Genomic DNA, 18635 nt, shown 5'->3' on the forward strand with positions numbered 1-18635 from the left:
TTCCAGTGGTGCGCATCACTGCCCCAACCTTTCGAGCAGCACGGGCACGTGCACCTGGTCGGATTTGTAGTTGCCGGTCAGCATGTACATCATGATGTTGACCCCGGCGCGGAGCGCGTAGACGCGCTGCATGGGATCCGACGGCACGGTCGGCAGCAGCGGCTCGCCGCTCTCGTCGATCGCCCAGGCGCCGGCGAAATCGTTGGCGGTGATCATGATCGGGGTCACGCCGTCGCCGGTGCGCACCGGCCGGCCCTCGGCGTTCGAGGCTTCGAGCGAAGCCTCCACCCACAGCGGGCTGCCGTTGAAGCGGCCCGGAAACTCCGGAAGGATGAAGAAAGCCTTGGTCAGCACGTGGTCCGGCGGCACCGGTTCGAGCGGCGGCACGTTGAGGTTGGCGAGGATGTCGCGCAGGCGTTCGGTGGCGGGGCTCGCCGAATCGGCGCCGATGCCGTTGGCGAACTGGTCGCGGGTGTCGAACAGCACGGTCCCGCCCTGCTTCATATAGGCGTCGAGGCGGGCGATCGCCGCCTCGCTGGGCATCGGGGCCGCCGGATCGATCGGCCAGTAGATCAGCGGATAGAAGGCCAGTTCGTCCTTGGCGAGGTCTACGCCGGCCGGCTCGCCCGGCTCCAGCGCGGTCTTCTCGATCAGGAAGCGCGTCAGTCCGGCGATGCCGGCGCGGCTGACCGCGTCGACCGAGGCCTCGCCGGTAATGACATAGGCGATGCGGGTCTTGGAGATCGCCTCGACTGCTTCCTGGTCGCCCGGCTTGGAATCATCGGCCCGTGCCAGGCCGGGCTGCATGAGCACGGCACCGAGCGCGAGCAGCAAGGCTGCCGCGGTGCCGGTCATCCTGGCGCCTCGGCCGCCACGGCGCGAGAACATGCCGCCCATCCACAGGACCGCCAGCGTGTCGAGCACCATCAGCGCAAGCGCCGCGGCGACCAGCGTGCCTTTGAGGTCGCGCGATTCGTCGAAGGCGTAGCGGATTCCGGTCACCGGCACGCTGACTTCGGGCCGCACCAGCGGCTTGAGCGTGCTGTCCGTCTCGAGCAGGTTGTGGGCGAGCACGCCCTCCGCGGTGCCGTAGAGGCCGGGCGGGTTCTCGATCGTCACCGGCACGGCGCCGCGGCCGGCGACCAGCGGCCGCGCGTCCGGCGTCGGCGGAACCAGCCTGCCGTCGGCGGCGATCATGCGGTAGGGGGCGAGCGAGGCCGGCTGGCCCTCGACGCCTGCGGCGGCGGTCCCCTGGTTGCGCGACAGCTGCACGATGCGGCGCAGCATCTCGACGAAGCTGCCTGAGATCGGCAGGTTCGACCAGGTCGCCTGCGGCGCGATGTGGAACAGCGCCAGCGTCCCCTTGCCGCGGCGCGCGCCGGTCACCAGCGGCGTGCCGTCGGCGAGATTGGCCCAGGTGCTCTGCGCGAGGTCCGGCGTCGGCTCGGCCAGCACCTGCCGGCTCACCGTCACCTCGTTGGGGGGCGAGAGATCCGCGAAGGGGCCGGTTGGCGGGAAGTCGGAGACCGGCTGCGGCGCGGTCCAGGACAGCGCCCCGCCGAGCGAGCGTTCGCCGAGCCGCAGCCGCACCGGCAACAGCTCCTCGTCGTTGCCGGCGGCGGCCAGCCGCGAACCGGCGAAGCGCACCAGCGTGCCGCCCTCGTTCAGCCAGGCGACCAGCTTCTCGCGGGCGGCGGGCGGAATGGTGCCGACATCGGCCATGATGATCATCGCCGGCTTCTGCTCGATCAGCTGCGGGATCGCTTCGGCGAGGTCCGACGTCGACGGCTCGATCAGGTCGGCGAAGGGCTCGATGGCCCGGCGGATGTAATAGAGCGGCGCCAGGAGCGGCTGCGATTCCTCGGAATCCGCCTGCGACAGGAGCCCGACGCGGCGGCGCTTTGAGCTGTCGTCGAGCACCCGCACCGCGCCTGCCTGGGGCTGGCCGTCGAGGGCGATGGAGGCGAAGTCGTTGCGCAGTTCGAAGGGCACCGCCATCGTGCCCTTGGCTACCGTCGCGCCGGGGGCGAAGGAAAGCGTGGCGTCGGCGATGCGCCGGCCCTTGTCGTCGAAGGCGCCGGCGGTGACCGCGCCCGGCGCCGGGCCGCCCGGTGCGCGGATGGCGGTCAGGGCGAAGCCGTCCATCTCGTTTTCGGCCGCCGTCAGGCCGGCGACGTCAATCCGGTCGGGCGAAGCCCATAGCAGGTTTGCCGGGTTCTGCCCAAGCAGCGCGGCGAAGGCCTGCTCGTCGCCCTCGCTGGCCAGGCCGTCGTCGAGGATGGCGAGGCTGGCGCCGGGCAGCGTGGCGAGCACGCCGGCGACGCGGGCAAAGACGGCCCGACGGTTGGTGGGTATCGGCCGGGGCTCTGCGGCGCGCAGCCGGTCGAGTGCCGCCTGGGCGTCGAAGGGGCCGACCTCGGCGTTCGGCTTCTCGGCGGTCAGCGCCAGCACCACGGGCTGGCCGGCTGCACCCGCATCGGCGATCAGCCTTTCGGCGGTGGCGACGCGGAGCTTCCAGTCGGGCGCGCTCGCCCAGCCATTGTCCAACACCAGCGCCAGGGCCGTGCCGCCGGTCGGCAGCCTCTCGCGCGGGTTGAAGATCGGCTCGGCCAGCGCCAGCACCACCAGCGCCGCCATCAGCAGGCGCAGCAGCGTCAGCCACCACGGGCTGCGGTGCGGCGTCTCTTCCTTCCTGAACACCCGCGCCAGGATCTTCAGCGGCGGGAAGATCTCCGCCTGCGGCTTGGGCGGGGTCAGCCTGAGCAGCCACCAGATCACGGGCAGCGCGAGCAGGCCCCACAGCACCGCCGGTGCGGCGAAGGAGAGCGGTAGCCAGCTCATCGGCGGCCTCCCGGCCCGTGGCCCTCTGCGGTCATCGCCATATGGACGTGCACCAGCGCCTCCGAGGCCAGCCGGTCGGTGTGGTTGACCGTGTAGCTCCAGCCGAGCCGCTTGCACCAGGTGCCAAGCTCGTGCCGGCGCGCCTGGTAGAGGTTGCGGTAGTCGGTGGCGAGCTGCTCGGCCCGCCCGGCGGTCAGCTTGTCGCCGGTCTCGGGGTCGGTGAACTCGGTGCGCCCGGAATAGGGGAAGGTCTCCTCGGCCGGATCGGCCACCTCGACCAGGTGCGCGCGCGCGCCATGGCGCGCCAGCGTGTCGAGCCAGGCCATCGTCTCCTCGGCCGGGTCGAGGAAGTCGCCGACGAGGATGACGTCGGAGAAGCGGCGGATGCCGGCGAGGTCCGGCCGCGCCGGCATGCCGATCGCCTGCGACAGCTGCGAGGCGAGCCGCTCGGCGCCGTTGCGCGCCGAGAACGGGTCGGTCAGGCCGGGCCAGGCGATGCGCTCGCCGCTGCGCGACAAAAGCTCGGCCAGCGCCAGGATCAGCACCAGCGCGCGCGATTCCTTCGACACCGAGGCGGTCTTCGACCTGTAGAGCATCGACGGCGAGAGGTCCGCCCAGAGCCAGACGGTGTGAGCCGCCTCCCATTCGCGGTCGCGCACATAGGTGTGGTCGTCGCGGGCCGAGCGGCGCCAGTCGATGCGGGCCATGGATTCGCCCTGCACGTAGGGGCGGAACTGCCAGAAATTCTCGCCGATGCCGCGCTTCTTGCGGCCGTGCCAGCCGGCGATCACGGTGTTGACGATGCGGCGGGCCTCGACCAGAAGGTCGGGTACCAGCGAGGCGCGCAGCCGCCCGCGCGCGAGCGCGTCGCTCGTCGCGACTGGTGCGGATGCCTCGCCGATGCGTGCCATCACACGTCCTTGGCCAGCCTTGCGATTACGTCGCGCACGCTCATGCCTTCGGCGCGGGCGGCAAAGGTCAGCGCCATGCGATGCTGCAGCACGGGCTCCGCCAGTGCCTTGATGTCGTCGATCGACGGTGCCAGCCGCCCGTCATAGAGCGCGCGGGCGCGGGCGCACAGCGTCAGCGCCTGGCTGGCGCGGGGGCCCGGCCCCCACGACACGTGCTTGTCGGTGTCTGAATTGCCCTGGCCGGGACGGGCCGAGCGCACCAGCTTCAGGATCGCCTCGACCACGCTTTCGGGCACCGGCATGCGGCGGATCAGCCTCTGGATATCCTTGAGCCGTTCCGGATCGAGCACGTTCTGCGCCCTGGCGTCTTCGATGCCCGTCGTTTCGAGCAGGATGCGCCGCTCGGCCTCGATGTCGGGGTAGAGGATGTCGATCTGCATGAGGAAGCGGTCGAGCTGCGCCTCGGGCAGGGGATAGGTGCCTTCCTGCTCGAGCGGGTTCTGCGTCGCCAGCACGTGGAACGGCGCGGGCAGGTCGTGCCGCTCGCCGGCCACCGTCACGTGGTATTCCTGCATCGCCTGCAGCAGCGCCGACTGGGTGCGCGGGCTGGCGCGGTTGATCTCGTCGGCCATCAGGAGCTGGGCGAAGATCGGGCCGGAAATGAAGCGGAAGGAGCGCTTGCCCTGATCGTCCTGCTCCATCACCTCGGAGCCGAGGATGTCGGACGGCATCAGGTCCGGGGTGAACTGGATGCGGCGGGCGTCGAGCCCGAGCACCACGCCCAGCGTCTCGACCAGCTTGGTCTTGGCGAGACCGGGCACGCCCACCAGCAGCGCATGGCCGCCGGCGAGCAGCGCCACCAGCGCGCGCTCGACCACGCTTTCCTGGCCGAAGATGACGCGGCCGACGCCCTGGCGCACTTTCGATATGTCGGCCAGCGCGCGCTCGGCCGCGGCGATCATGTCGCGTTCGCTGACAGCTGTTTCCTTGATCATCACGCTCATGCGGGGCCCGATCCTTCTACTCGCGCATCGATCCCAGAATCGCTTCCGACAGCGGAAGGAAGCATGCGCCAACTCAAACTATCGAAGTGCCAGGCTCAAGACCATCCGCCCCTTCGGTCTACCGCGCCGTCCGTTCGGACGTGGCGCCTGCCGCCCAATCCCCGAAGGTCAAACGTCCTGGGCGTCGCAACTCCCGACTCGCACCTTGGTGAGGTCTTCATGTTCAACTTAAATCACACGCCTATGCTGACAAGCGCAACAACAGTGACTATTTCGTGACCATGACCGCCGACCTGGACCATAGCCGCGAGGCCATCGCCGAGACCGGGCTCGCCCGGGCCGGGGACACAGCCGGGCTCGAGGCGCTGATTTCGCGCGCAGCCCGCGCCGGCAAGGGCCTGCCGCCGGTGGAGCGCTGGGATCCTGATTTCTGCGGCGATCTCGACATGGAAATCCGCGCCGACGGCACCTGGTTCTATCTCGGCACCCCGATCGGCCGGGCGCCGCTGGTGCAGCTCTTTTCCACCGTCTTGCGCAAGGACGCCGACGGCAAGACCTATCTGGTCACCCCGGTCGAGCGCGTCGGCATCCGCGTCGTCGATGCGCCCTTCGTCGCCGTCGAGATGAACGTCACGGGCGAGGGCGCCGGCCAGGTGCTCACCTTCCGCACCAATGTCGGCGACGTCGTCGAGGCCGGCCCCGGCCATCCGCTGCGCTTCGTCGACGAGCCGGAGACCGGCGGGCTCAAGCCCTATCTCCTGGTGCGCGGCCGGCTCGAGGCGCTGGTGGCGCGGCCGGTGATGTACGAGATGGCGGGCATCGGCGAACGCATCGACATCGGCGGCGAGGCGATGTTCGCGGTCCGCTCGAAGGGCGAGATCTATCCGGTCATGCCCTGGGAGCGGCTGGAGCGGTTGAGCGCGTGATGGTCCATGCCCCTGCAGCGCATTATTCGGCGCAGGATTTCCGCCAGCGCGCCGCCCAGGAGCATCTCAACGATGCTGCTGCCGACTATGGCGATCACACGCTCAATCCCGGCCTGCGCGAGGTCTTCGTCCACGACCGGCTGCGCGACGCAGCGGTGCTGATCCCCGTCGTCGACCATGGCGATGCCTCGACGGTCATCCTCACCAAGCGCGCCGACAAGCTGAAGAGCCATTCCGGCCAGATCGCCTTTCCCGGCGGCCGCATCGATCCGGGCGACGTATCGCCCGAAGCCGCCGCGCTGCGCGAGACGGTCGAGGAGATCGGGCTGACGTCCGAATTCATCGACGTGATCGGCCGGCTTCCCGACTATGTCACCGGCTCGGGCTATCGCATCGCGCCGGTGCTCGGCATCGTCCGTCCCGGCTTCGAGCTCGCGCTCAACGCCGACGAGGTCGACGACGCCTTCGAGGTGCCGCTCGGCTTCCTGATGGACCCGCTCAACCACAACCGCGCCAGCCGCGTCTGGCAGGACCAGGAACGCTTCTTCTACGCCATGCCCTACGAGGAGCGCTACATCTGGGGCGTCACCGCCGGCATCATCAGGGCGCTTTATGAAAGGCTCTACGCGTGAGCGCTTCGATCGCCGGCAAGGCCGGCTGGCTGGCCGATTCCCATCTGCAGAAGCTGCTTGCGGCGCTCGAAGCCGACGGCGAGGAGGCGCGGGTCGCCGGCGGCGCCGTGCGCAACGCGCTGCTCGGCGAAGCGGTCGCCGACGTCGACATCGCGACCACCAATCTGCCCGCGCAAACGGTGCTTCGCGCCGAGGGGGCGGGTTTCAGGACGGTGCCGACGGGAGCCGAGCACGGCACCATCACCGTGATCGCCGGCGGCCGGCCGTTCGAGGTCACCACGCTGCGCGCCGACGTCGAGACCGACGGCCGCCGCGCCAAGGTCGTCTTCGGCCGCGACTGGAAGCTCGACGCCGAGCGGCGCGACTTCACCATCAACGCGCTCTACGCCCGGGCCGACGGCACGGTGGTCGATCTCGTCGGCGGCCTTGCCGACCTCGAGAGCCGCACGCTGCGCTTCATCGGCGACGCCGAGACGCGCATCCGCGAGGACTATCTGCGCATCCTGCGCTTCTTCCGCTTCTTCGCCTGGTACGGCTCGGGACGGCCCGATGCCGAGGGGCTCAAGGCCTGCGCCCGCCTCAAGGACGGGCTTTCCCGGCTTTCGGCCGAGCGCGTCTGGTCGGAGCTGAAGAAGATGCTCTCGGCACCCGACCCGTCGCGCGCGCTCCTCTGGATGCGCCAGGTCGGCGTGCTGACGGCAGTGCTTCCCGAAACCGAGAAGTGGGGCATCGACGCCATCCACGCGCTGGTCCGCACCGAGGCCGATCTCGGCTGGCCGGCCGATCCGCTGCTCAGGCTGGCGGCGATCGTGCCGCCGGATGCGGCGCGGATGAAGGCGCTGGGCGAGAGGCTCAGGCTGTCCAACGCCGAAACGGAGCGGCTGGTGCAGTGGGCCTCGACGTCCAGGGTCGAGCCGACCGTCACCGAGGGCGGGCTTGCCAAGCGGCTCTACCGCGGCGACCTCCAGGGCCATGCCGATCGGCTCCGCCTCGACCTGGCTGCGGCGCGCGGGCGCGCCGTGCAGGACGACAAGGCAATGGTCGAGGCCGGCGGCTATTTTCGCCTGCTCGCATTCGCCGGCAAATGGCAAAAGCCGCAGTTTCCGTTGCGCGGCGGCGACGTCGCGCCGCTTGGGGTCGAGGGCGCGCGCCTTGGCGCGCTGCTCAAGGCGCTGGAGGCGGAATGGGTCGAGGGCGGGTTCCTGATGGAGCGCGACGCGCTGCTCGAACGCGCCGCGGAATTGGCCAAGGCCTGAGGCGTCAGGCCGCGTCAGGCACTTTCTCGATGCGCGAGCGGATCGCTTCGATCATCGTCTCGCGGATGACGGTTTCGCCATGCGTCTCGCGCATGTGCTCGGCCACGCGGCGCATGATCTCGGCTTCGTCCTCGTGGCGGGTATGCCATTGGCAGCCGGGGACCAGCGACCCGCATTGAAATTCTTTCATCGGAGGTCTCCTTTCCTCGCGTCCTCGCTCTGTTCGGCGCGAACTATAACACGCGAGGCGGCGATTGGTTGCCCGGCTCGCCGGAACGGCGACAAATCGCCGTGAAGAGGCCGGTAAACCTGGCAAAAGCAAAGCGTTTTCAGATGCTTGCACCAAGTCGCCGACAATATGATTCCGCTGGCTCGGGCGATGCACGAAAAAGGGGCGGAACAACCCGTTCCGCCCCCCTTTGGCATGCTTTCGCCGCAGCGGCGCTACTTGAGGATCTTGACGACCTCTGCAACCTTGTCCTTGCCGCTCGTGTCCCAGGTCACCGCGACCTTCTCGCCGGCCTTCAGCCCGGGGTCCTTGAACTTCTTGGACAGGACATAAGTCGAGCCGTCGTCCAGCACCAGGCTCATGGCCTTCATGTCGAAGGTCTTGATCGTTCCGTTGGTGTGCTGGGCCGAGGCTGCGAAGGCGAGGGCGGAGGAGGCGAGGACGGCAGCTGCTGCTGCCGGGACAAGAAGCTTGCGCATGGCAATGCTCTCCGGAGGTGCGGGCACCATTTGGGCCTGGTGCCCGCCTGGGTGTTGGGCCGTCCGGTCACGTCGGGTCGCGGCTCTGGAGTGTAGGGAGCCGCCGGCGTTTCCCGGCCCGGCGATAGAGATAAACCTGCCCCCGGCCGGGAGTATTAGACGAAAAAGATATTTATTCGCAGTCGGTTAGCCACAATCTTCGCCGAAATCGCACATTGTGGCGTCGATTGTGGCGGCGGGGGGATGCAGCCAAAAGTCGCATCCACCGGCATGTCCTACCGGTCGAATTTCGCCGGCTTCTTCTTCGGCTTGAACTTCTTCGCCGGTCCGTCGCCCTTCGGCTTGTCGCTCCAGGGCTTCTCGCCGCGAGGCTTGTCGAAGCCGCCCTTGTCGGTGCCGCGCTTGTCGAACCTGTCGCCCGAACGCTTGTCGAAGGGCGCCTTCTCGAAGGCCTTCTTCTTGAACGGCGGTTTGGCAGACGGATCGAACTGGCCCTTGCGATGCGGTTTCTTCGGGCCGCGCGGTGCCTCAGGCGCCGGCGGTCCGTCGACGCGGCGGATGGTGACACCCTTCTCCAGCGTGCCCTGTTCCTCGACCGCCCGTGCAAAGGCGTCGGCGCGCTCGCTGATCACCTCGAAATGCGAATCCGTGTCGAAGATGCGGATCGAGCCGATTTCGCGCTTGGTGACGCGGCCGGCCTTGCAGATCAGCGGCAGCAGCCAGCGTGGCTCGGCGCGGTGCTTGCGGCCGACCGAGACCGAGAACCAGACGCCGCTCTCGAAGCGGTTGTCGGGACGCTCCGCCTTGGCCGCGTCGAAAGTGGGCGCTGGGCCGTCGGACAGTTCTTCCGCGGCCGGGCGCAACGTTGCCTGCTGGCGCAGCCAGGCGAGCGCCAGCGTCTCGGGCGAATGTGCTGCGAGCAGTTCGGCCACCTGTGCGGCCTCGTCCTCGGCCGCGGCTTCGATGCCGGCAAGCTCGGCCAGCATGCGTTCATGGTTGCGCGCGTCGATCTCCGCCGGGCCGGGCGCGGCTTGCGTCTCGGCCTGGAGCTTGGCGATCTTCAGGAGGCGCGCTGCGCTGCCGCGGCGATGGAACGGCACGATCAGGGCGCAGACGCCCTTGCGTCCCGCGCGGCCGGTGCGGCCCGATCGGTGCAGCAGCGTCTCGGGGTTCGACGGCAGGTCGGCGTGGATGACCAGGTCGAGATTGGGCAGGTCGATGCCGCGCGCGGCGACGTCGGTCGCCACGCAGACACGCGCGCGGCCGTCGCGCATCGCCTGCAGCGCATTGTTGCGCTCGGCCTGGCTCAGCTCGCCCGACAGCGCCACCACGTGGAAGCCGCGGTTGGCGAGACGCGCCGCCAGATGCTTCACCGCCTCGCGGGTCGAGCAGAACACCATGGTGCTCGGCGCGTCGAAGAAGAGCAGCGAGTTGATGATGGCGTTCTCGCGGTCGGCGGGCGCCACCAGGATGGTGCGGTATTCGATGTCGTCGTGCTGGCGGCTCTCGCCGGCGGCGGTGATGCGCAGCGCATCGCGCTGGAAGCGCTTTGCCAGCTGGGCGATCTGCGGGGGAACGGTGGCCGAGAACAAAAGCGTGCGGCGCTCTTCGGGCGCTGCCGCCAGGATGAATTCGAGGTCCTCGCGGAAGCCGAGGTCGAGCATCTCGTCGGCCTCGTCCAGCACCACGGCGCGGAGCGAGGCGATGTCGAGCGAGCCGCGGGTGATGTGGTCGCGCAGGCGGCCCGGCGTGCCGACGACGATGTCGGCGCCTTCATCCAGCGCCCGGCGTTCCTTGCGCATGTCCATGCCGCCGACGCAGGAAGCGATGCGCGCGCCGGTGCCGGCATAGAGCCATTCGAACTCGCGGCGCACCTGGATGGCGAGCTCGCGCGTCGGCGCGATGATGACGGCACTCGGGGCGCTGCCCGGCTCGAAGCGTTCGCGGCCCGCAAGCAGCGTCGGCGCGATCGCGATGCCGAAGGCCACCGTCTTGCCCGAGCCGGTCTGGGCCGAGACCAGCAGGTCGACGTCGGCTGCCTCCGGGGCCAGTACCGCCGTCTGCACCGCGGTCAGCGTTTCGTAGCCACGCGCGGCGAGTGCCCCGGCCAGCGCCGGAACCATGTTGTCGAAAATCGTCACCGAATTCTTCCAATGAGAGCAAGGCCCGTCTCATGGGGAGGGCCAAGGAAAGGGCGCTCTCTAAAGGCTCGCCGCCGCCGCGTCAATGCGAAGCGCACCTATGCAGCGTTGCGCCGCAGCATTCGTGCCCGCATCTCCTTGGGGTCGTCATAGATCAGGTCGATCAGCGTCCGCGCCACCGCATCCGGTTCGGTGCGGCGCTGTTCCCAGTTCTGCAGGGTAGCGACAGGGATGCCGAGCAGGGTGGAGAAATCGCCCTGGCTCATCTCCAGCAGTCCGCGCACGAGCTTCAGCTTGGCGGCCGCATCGAGTGCGCGTGTCTTCGCTTCTGTCCAGTCGCGGCTGTCGGCATCATCGACCATATCTGGCTATCTCCCGGTCGTTGGCCTTCCGCACCGAAATGATGTGGAAGACCGTATCGCGCATCGTGAACACGCAGACATAGAGCCGCGCCTCGACATAGCCGAAGGTGACGAAGCGATCCTCGCCATAGTCTTGCCGGTCATCGAGGAAGGTGGTGACCTTGTTGCGGATCACCTCCGCCCCGAGTGCCAGCGAGAAGCCTCGCTCGGCCCGGGTCCATTCGTCCTTGCCTGGGTCGAACGAAATCTTCATGCGGCATCCGTCGGCTGCCGCATATATACGCTTTCAGCGTAGTCGACGCAACGCGCTGCTTACGGCCACCTGACCTCAGGCGGCAGGCTCGACAGGATCGAGGCGATGTTGCCGCCGGTCTTGAGCCCGAAGATCGTGCCCCGGTCGTAGAGCAGGTTGAACTCGACATAGCGGCCGCGGCGCACCAGCTGCTCGTCGCGGTCGGCGTCGGTCCAGTTCGAGTTGAAGTTCTGGCGGACCAGGTGCTGGTAGGCGACGAGGAAGGCGCGGCCGACATCCTGCACGAAGCGGAAGTCGGCGTCCCAGCCGCCCTTTTCCTCGGGCGAATGCTGCCAGTCGAAGAAGATGCCGCCGGTGCCGCGCGGCTCGTTGCGGTGCGGCAGGAAGAAATACTCGTCGCACCAGTCCTTGTACTTCTGGTAGTCGGCGACGCCGGCGTGTTTGCCGCAGGCGAACTGCATGGCCTTGTGGAACGCCACCGTGTCGGTGTCCTCCTGGGTGCGCCGGCGGTCGAGCACCGGCGTGAGATCAGCGCCTCCACCGAACCACCAGCGCGAGGTGGCGACCATGCGCGTGTTCATGTGTACGGCCGGCACGTTGGGGTTCTGCGGATGGGCGATCAGCGAGATGCCGGAGGCCCAGAAGCGCGGGTCTTCCTCGGCGCCGGGCATCTGCTTGCGGAACTCGGGCGAGAACTCGCCATGCACGGTCGAAGTGTGCACGCCCACCTTCTCGAACACGCGGCCGTGCATCATCGACATGACGCCGCCGCCGCCCTTGCCTTCGTCGCGCTGCCACGGCGTGCGCTCGAAGCGGCCGGGCGCCCAGCTCGCCAGCGGTCCCTGCACTTCGTCTTCCAGCGTCTCGAAGGTCTGGCAGATGCGATCGCGAAGTTCCTCGAACCAGGCGCGGGCGCGCAGTTTGCGGTCTTCTATGTCGGCCGGAAGTCCAACCGGTATTTCTGGGCGCTGCAATTTGGGCTCCGCACAAATGACTCGTAATTTTCCGGCGCGATCCCTAATCTCCTTCTCGACAGGGTCAAGGAGTTCTTTATGGGCACCCCGACCAGACCGCCGCTGGACGACCTCAGGAAGCGGCTGCAGCGCAGCCGCGCCGAACGTGCCGGCAAGCCGCGCGACGGGTTCCTGCGCGAGACGTTCGTGCTGCCGCGCAACGATGCGCGGGCCAAGGCGCAGGAGTGGTTCACCCGCTGGCCGAAGCAGGCCTACTGGACCGAGATCGAAAGCTGGTTCGAGCGCCCCGGCGACGTCATCGAATTCACCATCCGCCGCCTGCCGACGTCCGACTAGCAAGTCTTCAGGTGAGGCCGGCACTCGAATGCAGGCTCCGTTCCGGTTCCCGGAACCCAGCATTCCCAGTTCGACCTGGCTTGAATCTCGACACGCCCTAGTCCTTCACGATCAGCCTTCTCGGTCCCGGGCCCTGGCGCGCCAGCCTGTCCTCGCGGTTGCGCAGCGGGCACCTGTCGATCGACATGCAGCCGCAGCCGATGCAGTCGGTCAGCCCGTCGCGCAGCTTCTTCAGCTGCTCGATGCGGTGGTCGAGGTCGTGCCGCCAAGCCGTTGAAAGCAGACTCCAATCCTCGCGCGTCGGCGTGCGCCCGTCGGGCAGGGTGGCAAGGGTGGCCGCGATGTCGGCGAGCGATATGCCGACCTCCTGCGCGATGCGGATAACGGCCACGCGGCGCAGCACGTCGCGCGAATATCGGCGCTGGTTGCCCGCCGTGCGGTGGCTGTGGATCAGCCCGCGCGTCTCGTAGAAATGCAGCGCCGACACCGCCACGCCGCTGCGCCGCGCCACCTCGCCGACAGTCAGTTCCTGGCCCATGGAAATTCCCGCTTGACCTCAAGTTTAGTTGAGGTTGTACGGAATAGGCCATGACGTTGCAAGAGAAGGAAATCGAGCATGGCGACATACTGGAACCGGAGTTCATGCGGCGGGGCGCCGGGCGATCTTGCCGCGCTGGCCGCCAGGCTGGGGGCGCTGGTCTCAGCCGATCTGGCGCAGCGCTTCGCCTGCCACCATCGCGGCAGCCAGCGCGACGTTGAGGCTGCGGCCGCCGCCGGGCATCGGGATGATCAGCCGCTGGTCGGCGAGATCGTGGACGTGGTCGGGCACGCCGGCCGATTCGCGGCCGAGCAGGACGACGTCGCCGGTGCGGAAGCTGAAATCCGCATAGGGCAGGGCGGCTTTGGTCGACATCAGTATCAGGCGGCGGCCTTCGCCTTGGCGCCAGTGCTCGAAGCGGTCGAAGTCGACGTGCCGGGTCAGGGCCGCCATTTCGAGATAATCCATGCCGGCGCGCCTGAGCGCCCGGTCGGAGATATCGAAGCCGGCGGGCTCGATCAGGTCGACGCCGAGCCCTAGGCAGGCGGCCATGCGGAGAATGGTGCCGGTGTTTCCGGCGATGTCCGGCTGGTAGAGGGCGATGCGCAGCTTCTCGTTCATTTGGCCTTCCTAATCTGTGGCTGCAGGGCAACAGCAAGTTCCGCCAAAGAAGAAAGTGAACGGGCTCATGTGGCGTTCTGTCGCGAATGGGAGTATACGGCCGCCATTGTCAACTCGAACCGAAGGAGGAGGGCATGGGACACATGATGGCCATAGACATTCACCGCCCCCTCTGTGGGCGACGAACTGCCTGAGCGGCGGCCCGGTTCGACGACATTCCTGACATATACAGGCATCCTCGCATCGCGATCCGCCGAATTCCTGTTCCGGTTTTCGAAGGACAATTCCGATGTTTGCCAACATCTTCAACGGGCAGGTAGCCCGTAGCCAACACGACTCTGCAAGTCCGGTCAGGCCGAACGCGCTCGCTGAAGCGAAGCATGCGGCCTGGGCGCTGTCGATGGGCGAAGTCCCGCAGGCGCCGGCCGCGCCGCGGCGTCCGCATCGAGGCATGCTGCCCGACGTCGACATGTCGCGGGCGGTGCCCGACCCCAACCACCGGCCGCTGCTCAAGCGGCTGGCAAGGCTGATCGGTCGGCTCGCCGGCCGGTCGGGGGCGGCCCGGCCTGCTGCCAGGACGATGTCAGGAGGCAACCGCTGAGGATTCGCCGAATCCTCAGCGGCCACCTACATTCGGGTGGCCGTACCAGCGGCCCTCCGACGCACACACCCCACGCGGATCCGCCGCGTTCCACATACCGAATGAGAGACTGAAATGTTCCGCTGGTTTGAAAACAGACTGAATCCGTTTCCGGCCGAGGAACCGGTCGAGCCGCCGAAGACGCTTGTCGCCTTCTGCCTTCACTACACCAGAGGCGCGTGGCCCTACATCATCGTTGCGGCGCTGCTGACCTCGCTGATCGCGCTCGCCGAAGTGTGGATGTTCGGCTTCCTCGGCAACATCGTCGACTGGCTGTCGGCCCAGAACCGCGAGACCTTCCTCGAGAACGAAGGCTGGAAGCTGGCCGGCATGGCCTTCATCGTCATGGTCATCCTGCCGGGCATGGTGGTGCTGCAGTCGCTGGTCAACCAGCAGACGCTGATGGGCAACTATCCGATGCGCATCCGCTGGCAGGTGCACCGCTACCTGCTCAAGCAGTCGATGAGCTTCTACCAGGACGAGTTTGCCGGCCGCATCGCCACCAAGCTGATGCAGACCGCGCTCGCCGTGCGCGAATGCGTGGTCAAGCTGATCGACGTGCTCAACTACGTCATCGTCTATTTCATCGGCGTGCTGATCATCGTCGGCTCGGCCGACCTGCGCCTTGCAGCGCCGCTGGTCGTCTGGCTCGTCAGCTACGTGCTTCTGCTGCGCTATTTCGTGCCGCGCCTGGGCAAGCTCGCCGAAGAGCAGGCTGATGCGCGCTCGACCATGACCGGCCGCGTCGTCGACAGCTACACCAACATCCAGACGGTCAAGCTGTTCTCGCATTCGCGTCGCGAGGCATCCTTCGCCAGGGAAGGCATGTCGCTGTTCATGGGCACCGTCTACCGGTCGATGCGGCTGGTGACGTCGCTCTACGGCGCGCTCTACCTGCTCAACTCGACGCTGCTCCTGTCGGTCGGCATCCTGTCGATCTGGCTGTGGCTCGACCAGGTCGTCACCATCGGCGCGGTTGCCGTGGTGCTCGGCCTCGTCCTGCGTCTCTGGGGCATGTCGCAGTGGATCATGTGGGAGGTCTCGGGCCTGTTCGAGAGCATCGGCACCGTCCAGGATGGCATCACCTCGATCTCGATGCCGCGCCTGGTCGAGGACCAGCCCGACGCCAAGGCAATCGTCGTCGACAAGGGCGCCATCTCGTTCGACGGCATCGGCTTCCACTATGGCAAGCGCAAGGGCGTGATCGAACAGCTCACCCTCGACGTCAAGCCGGGCGAGAAGGTCGGCATCGTCGGCCGCTCGGGCGCCGGCAAGTCGACGCTGGTCAATCTCTTGCTGCGCTTCTACGACCTCGAGAAGGGCCGCATCCTGATCGACGGGCAGGACATCGCCAAGGTCACGCAGGACAGCCTGCGCGCCCAGATCGGCATGGTCACGCAGGATACGTCGCTGCTGCACCGCTCGGTCGCCGACAACATCCTCTATGGCCGTCCCGACGCATCCGAGGCGATGATGATCGAGGCGGCGCGGCGTGCCGAAGCGCTCGACTTCATCAGCGCCCTGGCCGACCCCAAGGGGCGAAAAGGCTTCGAGGCGCATGTCGGCGAGCGCGGCGTCAAGTTGTCGGGCGGCCAGCGCCAGCGCATCGCGATCGCCCGCGTCATGCTCAAGGACGCGCCGATCCTGATCCTCGACGAGGCGACCTCGGCGCTCGACAGCGAGGTCGAGGCGGCGATCCAGGAAAACCTCTATCGCCTGATGGAGGGCAAGACAGTCATCGCCATCGCCCACCGGCTCTCCACCATCGCGGCGATGGACCGCCTTGTGGTCATGGACAAGGGCCGCATCGTCGAGCAGGGCAGCCATGACGAGCTGGTCGCCAAAGGCGGGCTCTATGCCTCGCTGTGGCAGCGCCAGTCCGGCGGCTTCCTGCTCGAAGAGGCCGATGGCATCGAGGCCCAGGCGGCGGAGTAGGGAGCGAAACGCCGAGGTCTCCCTCCCTCTTGTGGGGAAGGATTGAGGGTGGGGGTGCCCCTTTCACGCGCCGTCTCCAATTGCGCCTGTGACATACTGCCTGCGTGTACTGATCACCCCCACCCCTGACCCCTCCCCACAAGGGGGAGGGGGACTTTGCCGCGCGGCTGCCCAACGCCGAACATCAACGGTCTTGGTGTCGCCCGTCGGTGAAGTCGCCTCCTCCCCCTTGTGGGGAGGGATTGAGGGTGGGGGTGCGGGCGTGGGGTACGACGACAGGACAGGATGGGCCGCAACCGGTTGCCTTCGAATTGCTTCGATCCCAAAATGCCGAGTCTTTACCGGTGGATGGCCCAGCGTGCTCATGAACAGAATCTACGACTGGTTCGAGAACTGGGTCTTTCCCTTCCGGGAACCGAAGAACCTCCGCCCGCCGTCGACCGTGCGCGGCTTCCTCTGGCACTATGTCGGCCAGGCGCGGCTCGCCTTCTTCGCCATGCTGGTCATCGGCGGCATCGCCCCGCTGGTCGAGGCGGGGCTGTTCTATTTCGTCGGCCGGCTCGTCGACATCCTCGACCAGATGCCCGCCGACCGCAGCTGGGCCTCGCTCTGGGCCCATGCCGGCCCTGAGCTTTTGTTCATGGCGACGACCGTGCTCGTCATCCGCACCGTCATCGTCGGGCTCTCCGCGCTGGTCGACGAGCAGACGATCACGCCCGGCTTCTACAACCTCGTGCGCTGGCAGGCCCACCGCCACGTCTCGCGTCAGTCCTATTCGTTCTTCCAGAACGACTTCGCCGGCCGCATCGCGACAAAAGTCTGGCAGGCGGGGCAGGCGACCGGCGACCTGATGGAGAGCTTCATCGAGGTCGTCTGGTTCATGCTCGTCTACACCGTCACCACGCTCGCGGTCGTTGCCGGCCTCGACTGGCGGCTGGCGGCGCTGGTGGTGGTCTGGATCGTCGCCTTCGGCTTCCTCGCCAGGCGCTACCTGCCCACCATCCGCAAGCATGCCGAGGCGACCGCCGAAGCCGGCTCGATGATCAACGGCCGCATCGTCGACAGCTATTCCAACATCCAGACGCTCAAGCTCTTCGCCTCCGACGGCGACGACCGCTACATCCGCTCCGGCTTCGACATCTATCTCGGTGCGCTCAGGCCCTTCACCCGCAAGCTCACCGGCGTGCGCATGGCGCTCACCGCGCTTTCGGGCGTCATGATCACGCTGATCGGCTGGTATTCGATCCAGCTCTGGGTCGAGGGCGCGATCTCTGTCGGCGCCGTCGCCTTCACGCTTTCCCTGGTGCTGCGCCTCAACATGCTCCTCGGCCGCCTGATGATGCAGCTCAACGGCATCCTCCGGAACCTCGGCGTGCTCGAAAACTCCAAGGCGCTGATCTCCCAGCCGCTGGGGCTCACCGACAGGCCCGGCGCCGGCGAACTCGCGGTCGAGGGCGGTGAGATCAAGGTCGACCGCGTCGTCTTCCACTATGGCAAGGGCGGCGGCGTGCTCGACGGCATCGAGCTCACGGTCAGGCCGGGCGAGAAGGTCGGCATCGTCGGCCCCTCGGGCGCCGGCAAGACCACGCTCGCCAACCTCATCCTGCGCCTCTACGATCTCGAGGGCGGGCGCATTCTCGTCGACGGCCAGGATGTCTCATTCGTCACGCAGGATTCGCTGCGCAGCCAGATCGGCGTGGTCAGCCAGGACACGGCACTCTTCCACCGCTCGCTGCGCGACAACATCAAGCTCGGCAAGCCCGACGCCTCCGATGCCGAAGTCTTCGCCGCCGCCCGCAAGGCGGAGGCCCACGAATTCATCGGCGCGCTCCAGGACAATCGCGGCCGCGCCGGCTACGACGCCTATGTCGGCGAGCGCGGCGTCAAGCTCTCGGGCGGCCAGCGCCAGCGCATCGCCATCGCCCGCGTCTTCCTCAAGGACGCGCCGATCCTCATCCTCGACGAGGCGACGTCGGCGCTCGACAGCGACATCGAGGCTGCGATCCAGGAAAACCTCACGGCCCTCATGCAGGGCAAGACCGTGCTCGCCATCGCCCACCGGCTCTCCACCATCGCCGCGCTCGACCGGCTGGTCGTGCTCGATCGCGGCCGCATCGTGGAACAAGGAACGCACGAGGAGCTTCTTGCTCTCGACGGGCTCTATGCGCGGCTGTGGAAGCGCCAGTCCGGCGGTTTCCTGTTCCACGAGGAAAGCCCCCTCGAAGAGACGAGGCCGGCGTGATGAGGGCAATGATGGTGCTACGTACCTGTCTTTGTCGCGCGGGCCATCGACCCCACGAGGGCAGGCCAGGTGCATATGGGTGCTTTGACGGGCTTGAGCGGCCCTGTACCCCCACCCCTAACCCCTCCCCACAAGGGGGAGGGGGACCATTTCGTCGCTTTTGCCACCAAAATCGCCGAAGATTGGCGCTGGCCGGCCATGCCTCCGGGTCTCCCTCCCCCTTGTGGGGAGGGGTTGGGGGTGGGGGTAATTTCATATGCGGTTGGCCTGCCCTCAGGGAGGGAGATCGGCGGTTGCAGCTTTCACTCAATACGG

The 18635-nt window shown here is 67.6% G+C and carries 18 protein-coding genes; 7 read left to right on the top strand and 11 right to left on the bottom strand.

The window, feature by feature from the left end; genetic code table 11:
- Positions 1-15: 15 nt before the first annotated feature.
- Genes PV773_RS20580 through PV773_RS20590 form a run of 3 tightly spaced genes read right to left on the bottom strand, consistent with a single transcriptional unit; the run spans position 16 to position 4756 of the window.
- Complete coding sequence (locus PV773_RS20580) at positions 16-2841, bottom strand: DUF4159 domain-containing protein (RefSeq protein ID WP_347968155.1); 2826 nt, start codon at positions 2839-2841, stop codon at positions 16-18.
- The gene (locus PV773_RS20585; protein ID WP_347968156.1) at positions 2838-3752 is read right to left on the bottom strand and encodes a DUF58 domain-containing protein; all 915 of its coding nucleotides are present in this window, start codon (positions 3750-3752) and stop codon (positions 2838-2840) included. Before PV773_RS20585 ends, PV773_RS20580 begins: the two co-directional genes overlap by 4 nt.
- Positions 3752-4756, bottom strand: coding sequence for a MoxR family ATPase (locus PV773_RS20590; protein ID WP_347968157.1), 1005 nt, complete (start codon positions 4754-4756; stop codon positions 3752-3754). Before PV773_RS20590 ends, PV773_RS20585 begins: the two co-directional genes overlap by 1 nt.
- A gap of 281 nt (positions 4757-5037) precedes the next feature.
- Between PV773_RS20590 and PV773_RS20595 the strand changes: the two genes are divergently transcribed.
- Genes PV773_RS20595 through PV773_RS20605 form a run of 3 tightly spaced genes read left to right on the top strand, consistent with a single transcriptional unit; the run spans position 5038 to position 7570 of the window.
- Complete coding sequence (locus PV773_RS20595; RefSeq protein ID WP_347968231.1) at positions 5038-5682, top strand: DUF1285 domain-containing protein; 645 nt, start codon at positions 5038-5040, stop codon at positions 5680-5682.
- On the top strand, positions 5682-6314 hold the full coding sequence (locus PV773_RS20600; RefSeq protein ID WP_347968232.1) for a CoA pyrophosphatase: 633 nt from the start codon (positions 5682-5684) through the stop codon (positions 6312-6314). Before PV773_RS20595 ends, PV773_RS20600 begins: the two co-directional genes overlap by 1 nt.
- Complete coding sequence (locus PV773_RS20605; protein ID WP_347968158.1) at positions 6311-7570, top strand: CCA tRNA nucleotidyltransferase; 1260 nt, start codon at positions 6311-6313, stop codon at positions 7568-7570. The genes PV773_RS20600 and PV773_RS20605 overlap by 4 nt, the downstream gene beginning before the upstream one ends.
- Positions 7571-7574: 4 nt before the next feature.
- Here PV773_RS20605 and PV773_RS20610 read toward each other — a convergent pair whose 3' ends face one another.
- The 6 genes from PV773_RS20610 to hemF all read right to left on the bottom strand — a co-directional run bounded on the left by PV773_RS20610 (position 7575) and on the right by hemF (position 12008).
- Complete coding sequence (locus tag PV773_RS20610) at positions 7575-7760, bottom strand: DUF1059 domain-containing protein (RefSeq protein ID WP_340038348.1); 186 nt, start codon at positions 7758-7760, stop codon at positions 7575-7577.
- Between the two features lie 254 nt (positions 7761-8014).
- On the bottom strand, positions 8015-8278 hold the full coding sequence (locus PV773_RS20615) for a DUF1344 domain-containing protein (protein ID WP_347968159.1): 264 nt from the start codon (positions 8276-8278) through the stop codon (positions 8015-8017).
- Between the two features lie 275 nt (positions 8279-8553).
- Entirely contained in the window at positions 8554-10419 is a 1866-nt protein-coding gene (locus tag PV773_RS20620) for a DEAD/DEAH box helicase (protein WP_347968160.1), read from the bottom strand.
- Positions 10420-10517: 98 nt separating this feature from the next.
- Positions 10518-10781 carry a helix-turn-helix domain-containing protein gene (locus tag PV773_RS20625; RefSeq protein ID WP_347968161.1) on the bottom strand — a complete coding sequence of 88 codons (264 nt, stop codon included), beginning with the start codon at positions 10779-10781 and terminating at the stop codon, positions 10518-10520.
- Positions 10771-11034, bottom strand: coding sequence for a BrnT family toxin (locus tag PV773_RS20630; protein ID WP_347968162.1), 264 nt, complete (start codon positions 11032-11034; stop codon positions 10771-10773). Before PV773_RS20630 ends, PV773_RS20625 begins: the two co-directional genes overlap by 11 nt.
- 59 nt (positions 11035-11093) lie before the next feature.
- On the bottom strand, positions 11094-12008 hold the full coding sequence (hemF, locus tag PV773_RS20635) for an oxygen-dependent coproporphyrinogen oxidase (RefSeq protein WP_347968163.1): 915 nt from the start codon (positions 12006-12008) through the stop codon (positions 11094-11096).
- 78 nt (positions 12009-12086) lie between these two features.
- On the opposite strand from hemF, the gene PV773_RS20640 reads away from it, so the two are divergent.
- Positions 12087-12344: a hypothetical protein gene (locus PV773_RS20640; protein WP_340038341.1), complete on the top strand. Its 258-nt coding sequence runs from the start codon at positions 12087-12089 to the stop codon at positions 12342-12344.
- A gap of 97 nt (positions 12345-12441) precedes the next feature.
- Here PV773_RS20640 and soxR read toward each other — a convergent pair whose 3' ends face one another.
- Together soxR and PV773_RS20650 are read right to left on the bottom strand one after the other, a co-directional pair.
- Positions 12442-12888: a redox-sensitive transcriptional activator SoxR gene (gene soxR / locus PV773_RS20645; RefSeq protein WP_347968233.1), complete on the bottom strand. Its 447-nt coding sequence runs from the start codon at positions 12886-12888 to the stop codon at positions 12442-12444.
- Between the two features lie 156 nt (positions 12889-13044).
- Entirely contained in the window at positions 13045-13503 is a 459-nt protein-coding gene (locus tag PV773_RS20650) for a tRNA (cytidine(34)-2'-O)-methyltransferase (protein ID WP_347968164.1), read from the bottom strand.
- A gap of 289 nt (positions 13504-13792) precedes the next feature.
- On the opposite strand from PV773_RS20650, the gene PV773_RS20655 reads away from it, so the two are divergent.
- The 3 genes from PV773_RS20655 (at position 13793) to PV773_RS20665 (ending at position 18320) form a co-directional block, all read left to right on the top strand.
- Complete coding sequence (locus tag PV773_RS20655) at positions 13793-14104, top strand: hypothetical protein (RefSeq protein WP_347968165.1); 312 nt, start codon at positions 13793-13795, stop codon at positions 14102-14104.
- 114 nt (positions 14105-14218) lie between these two features.
- Positions 14219-16078, top strand: a complete 1860-nt coding sequence (locus tag PV773_RS20660; protein ID WP_347968166.1) for an ABC transporter ATP-binding protein — start codon at positions 14219-14221, stop codon at positions 16076-16078.
- A gap of 364 nt (positions 16079-16442) precedes the next feature.
- Entirely contained in the window at positions 16443-18320 is a 1878-nt protein-coding gene (locus tag PV773_RS20665; RefSeq protein ID WP_347968234.1) for an ABC transporter ATP-binding protein, read from the top strand.
- Positions 18321-18635 lie beyond the last annotated feature (315 nt).

The organism is Mesorhizobium sp. CC13, from assembly GCF_039907765.1.
In the GTDB taxonomy this organism is placed as follows: domain Bacteria; phylum Pseudomonadota; class Alphaproteobacteria; order Rhizobiales; family Rhizobiaceae; genus Aminobacter.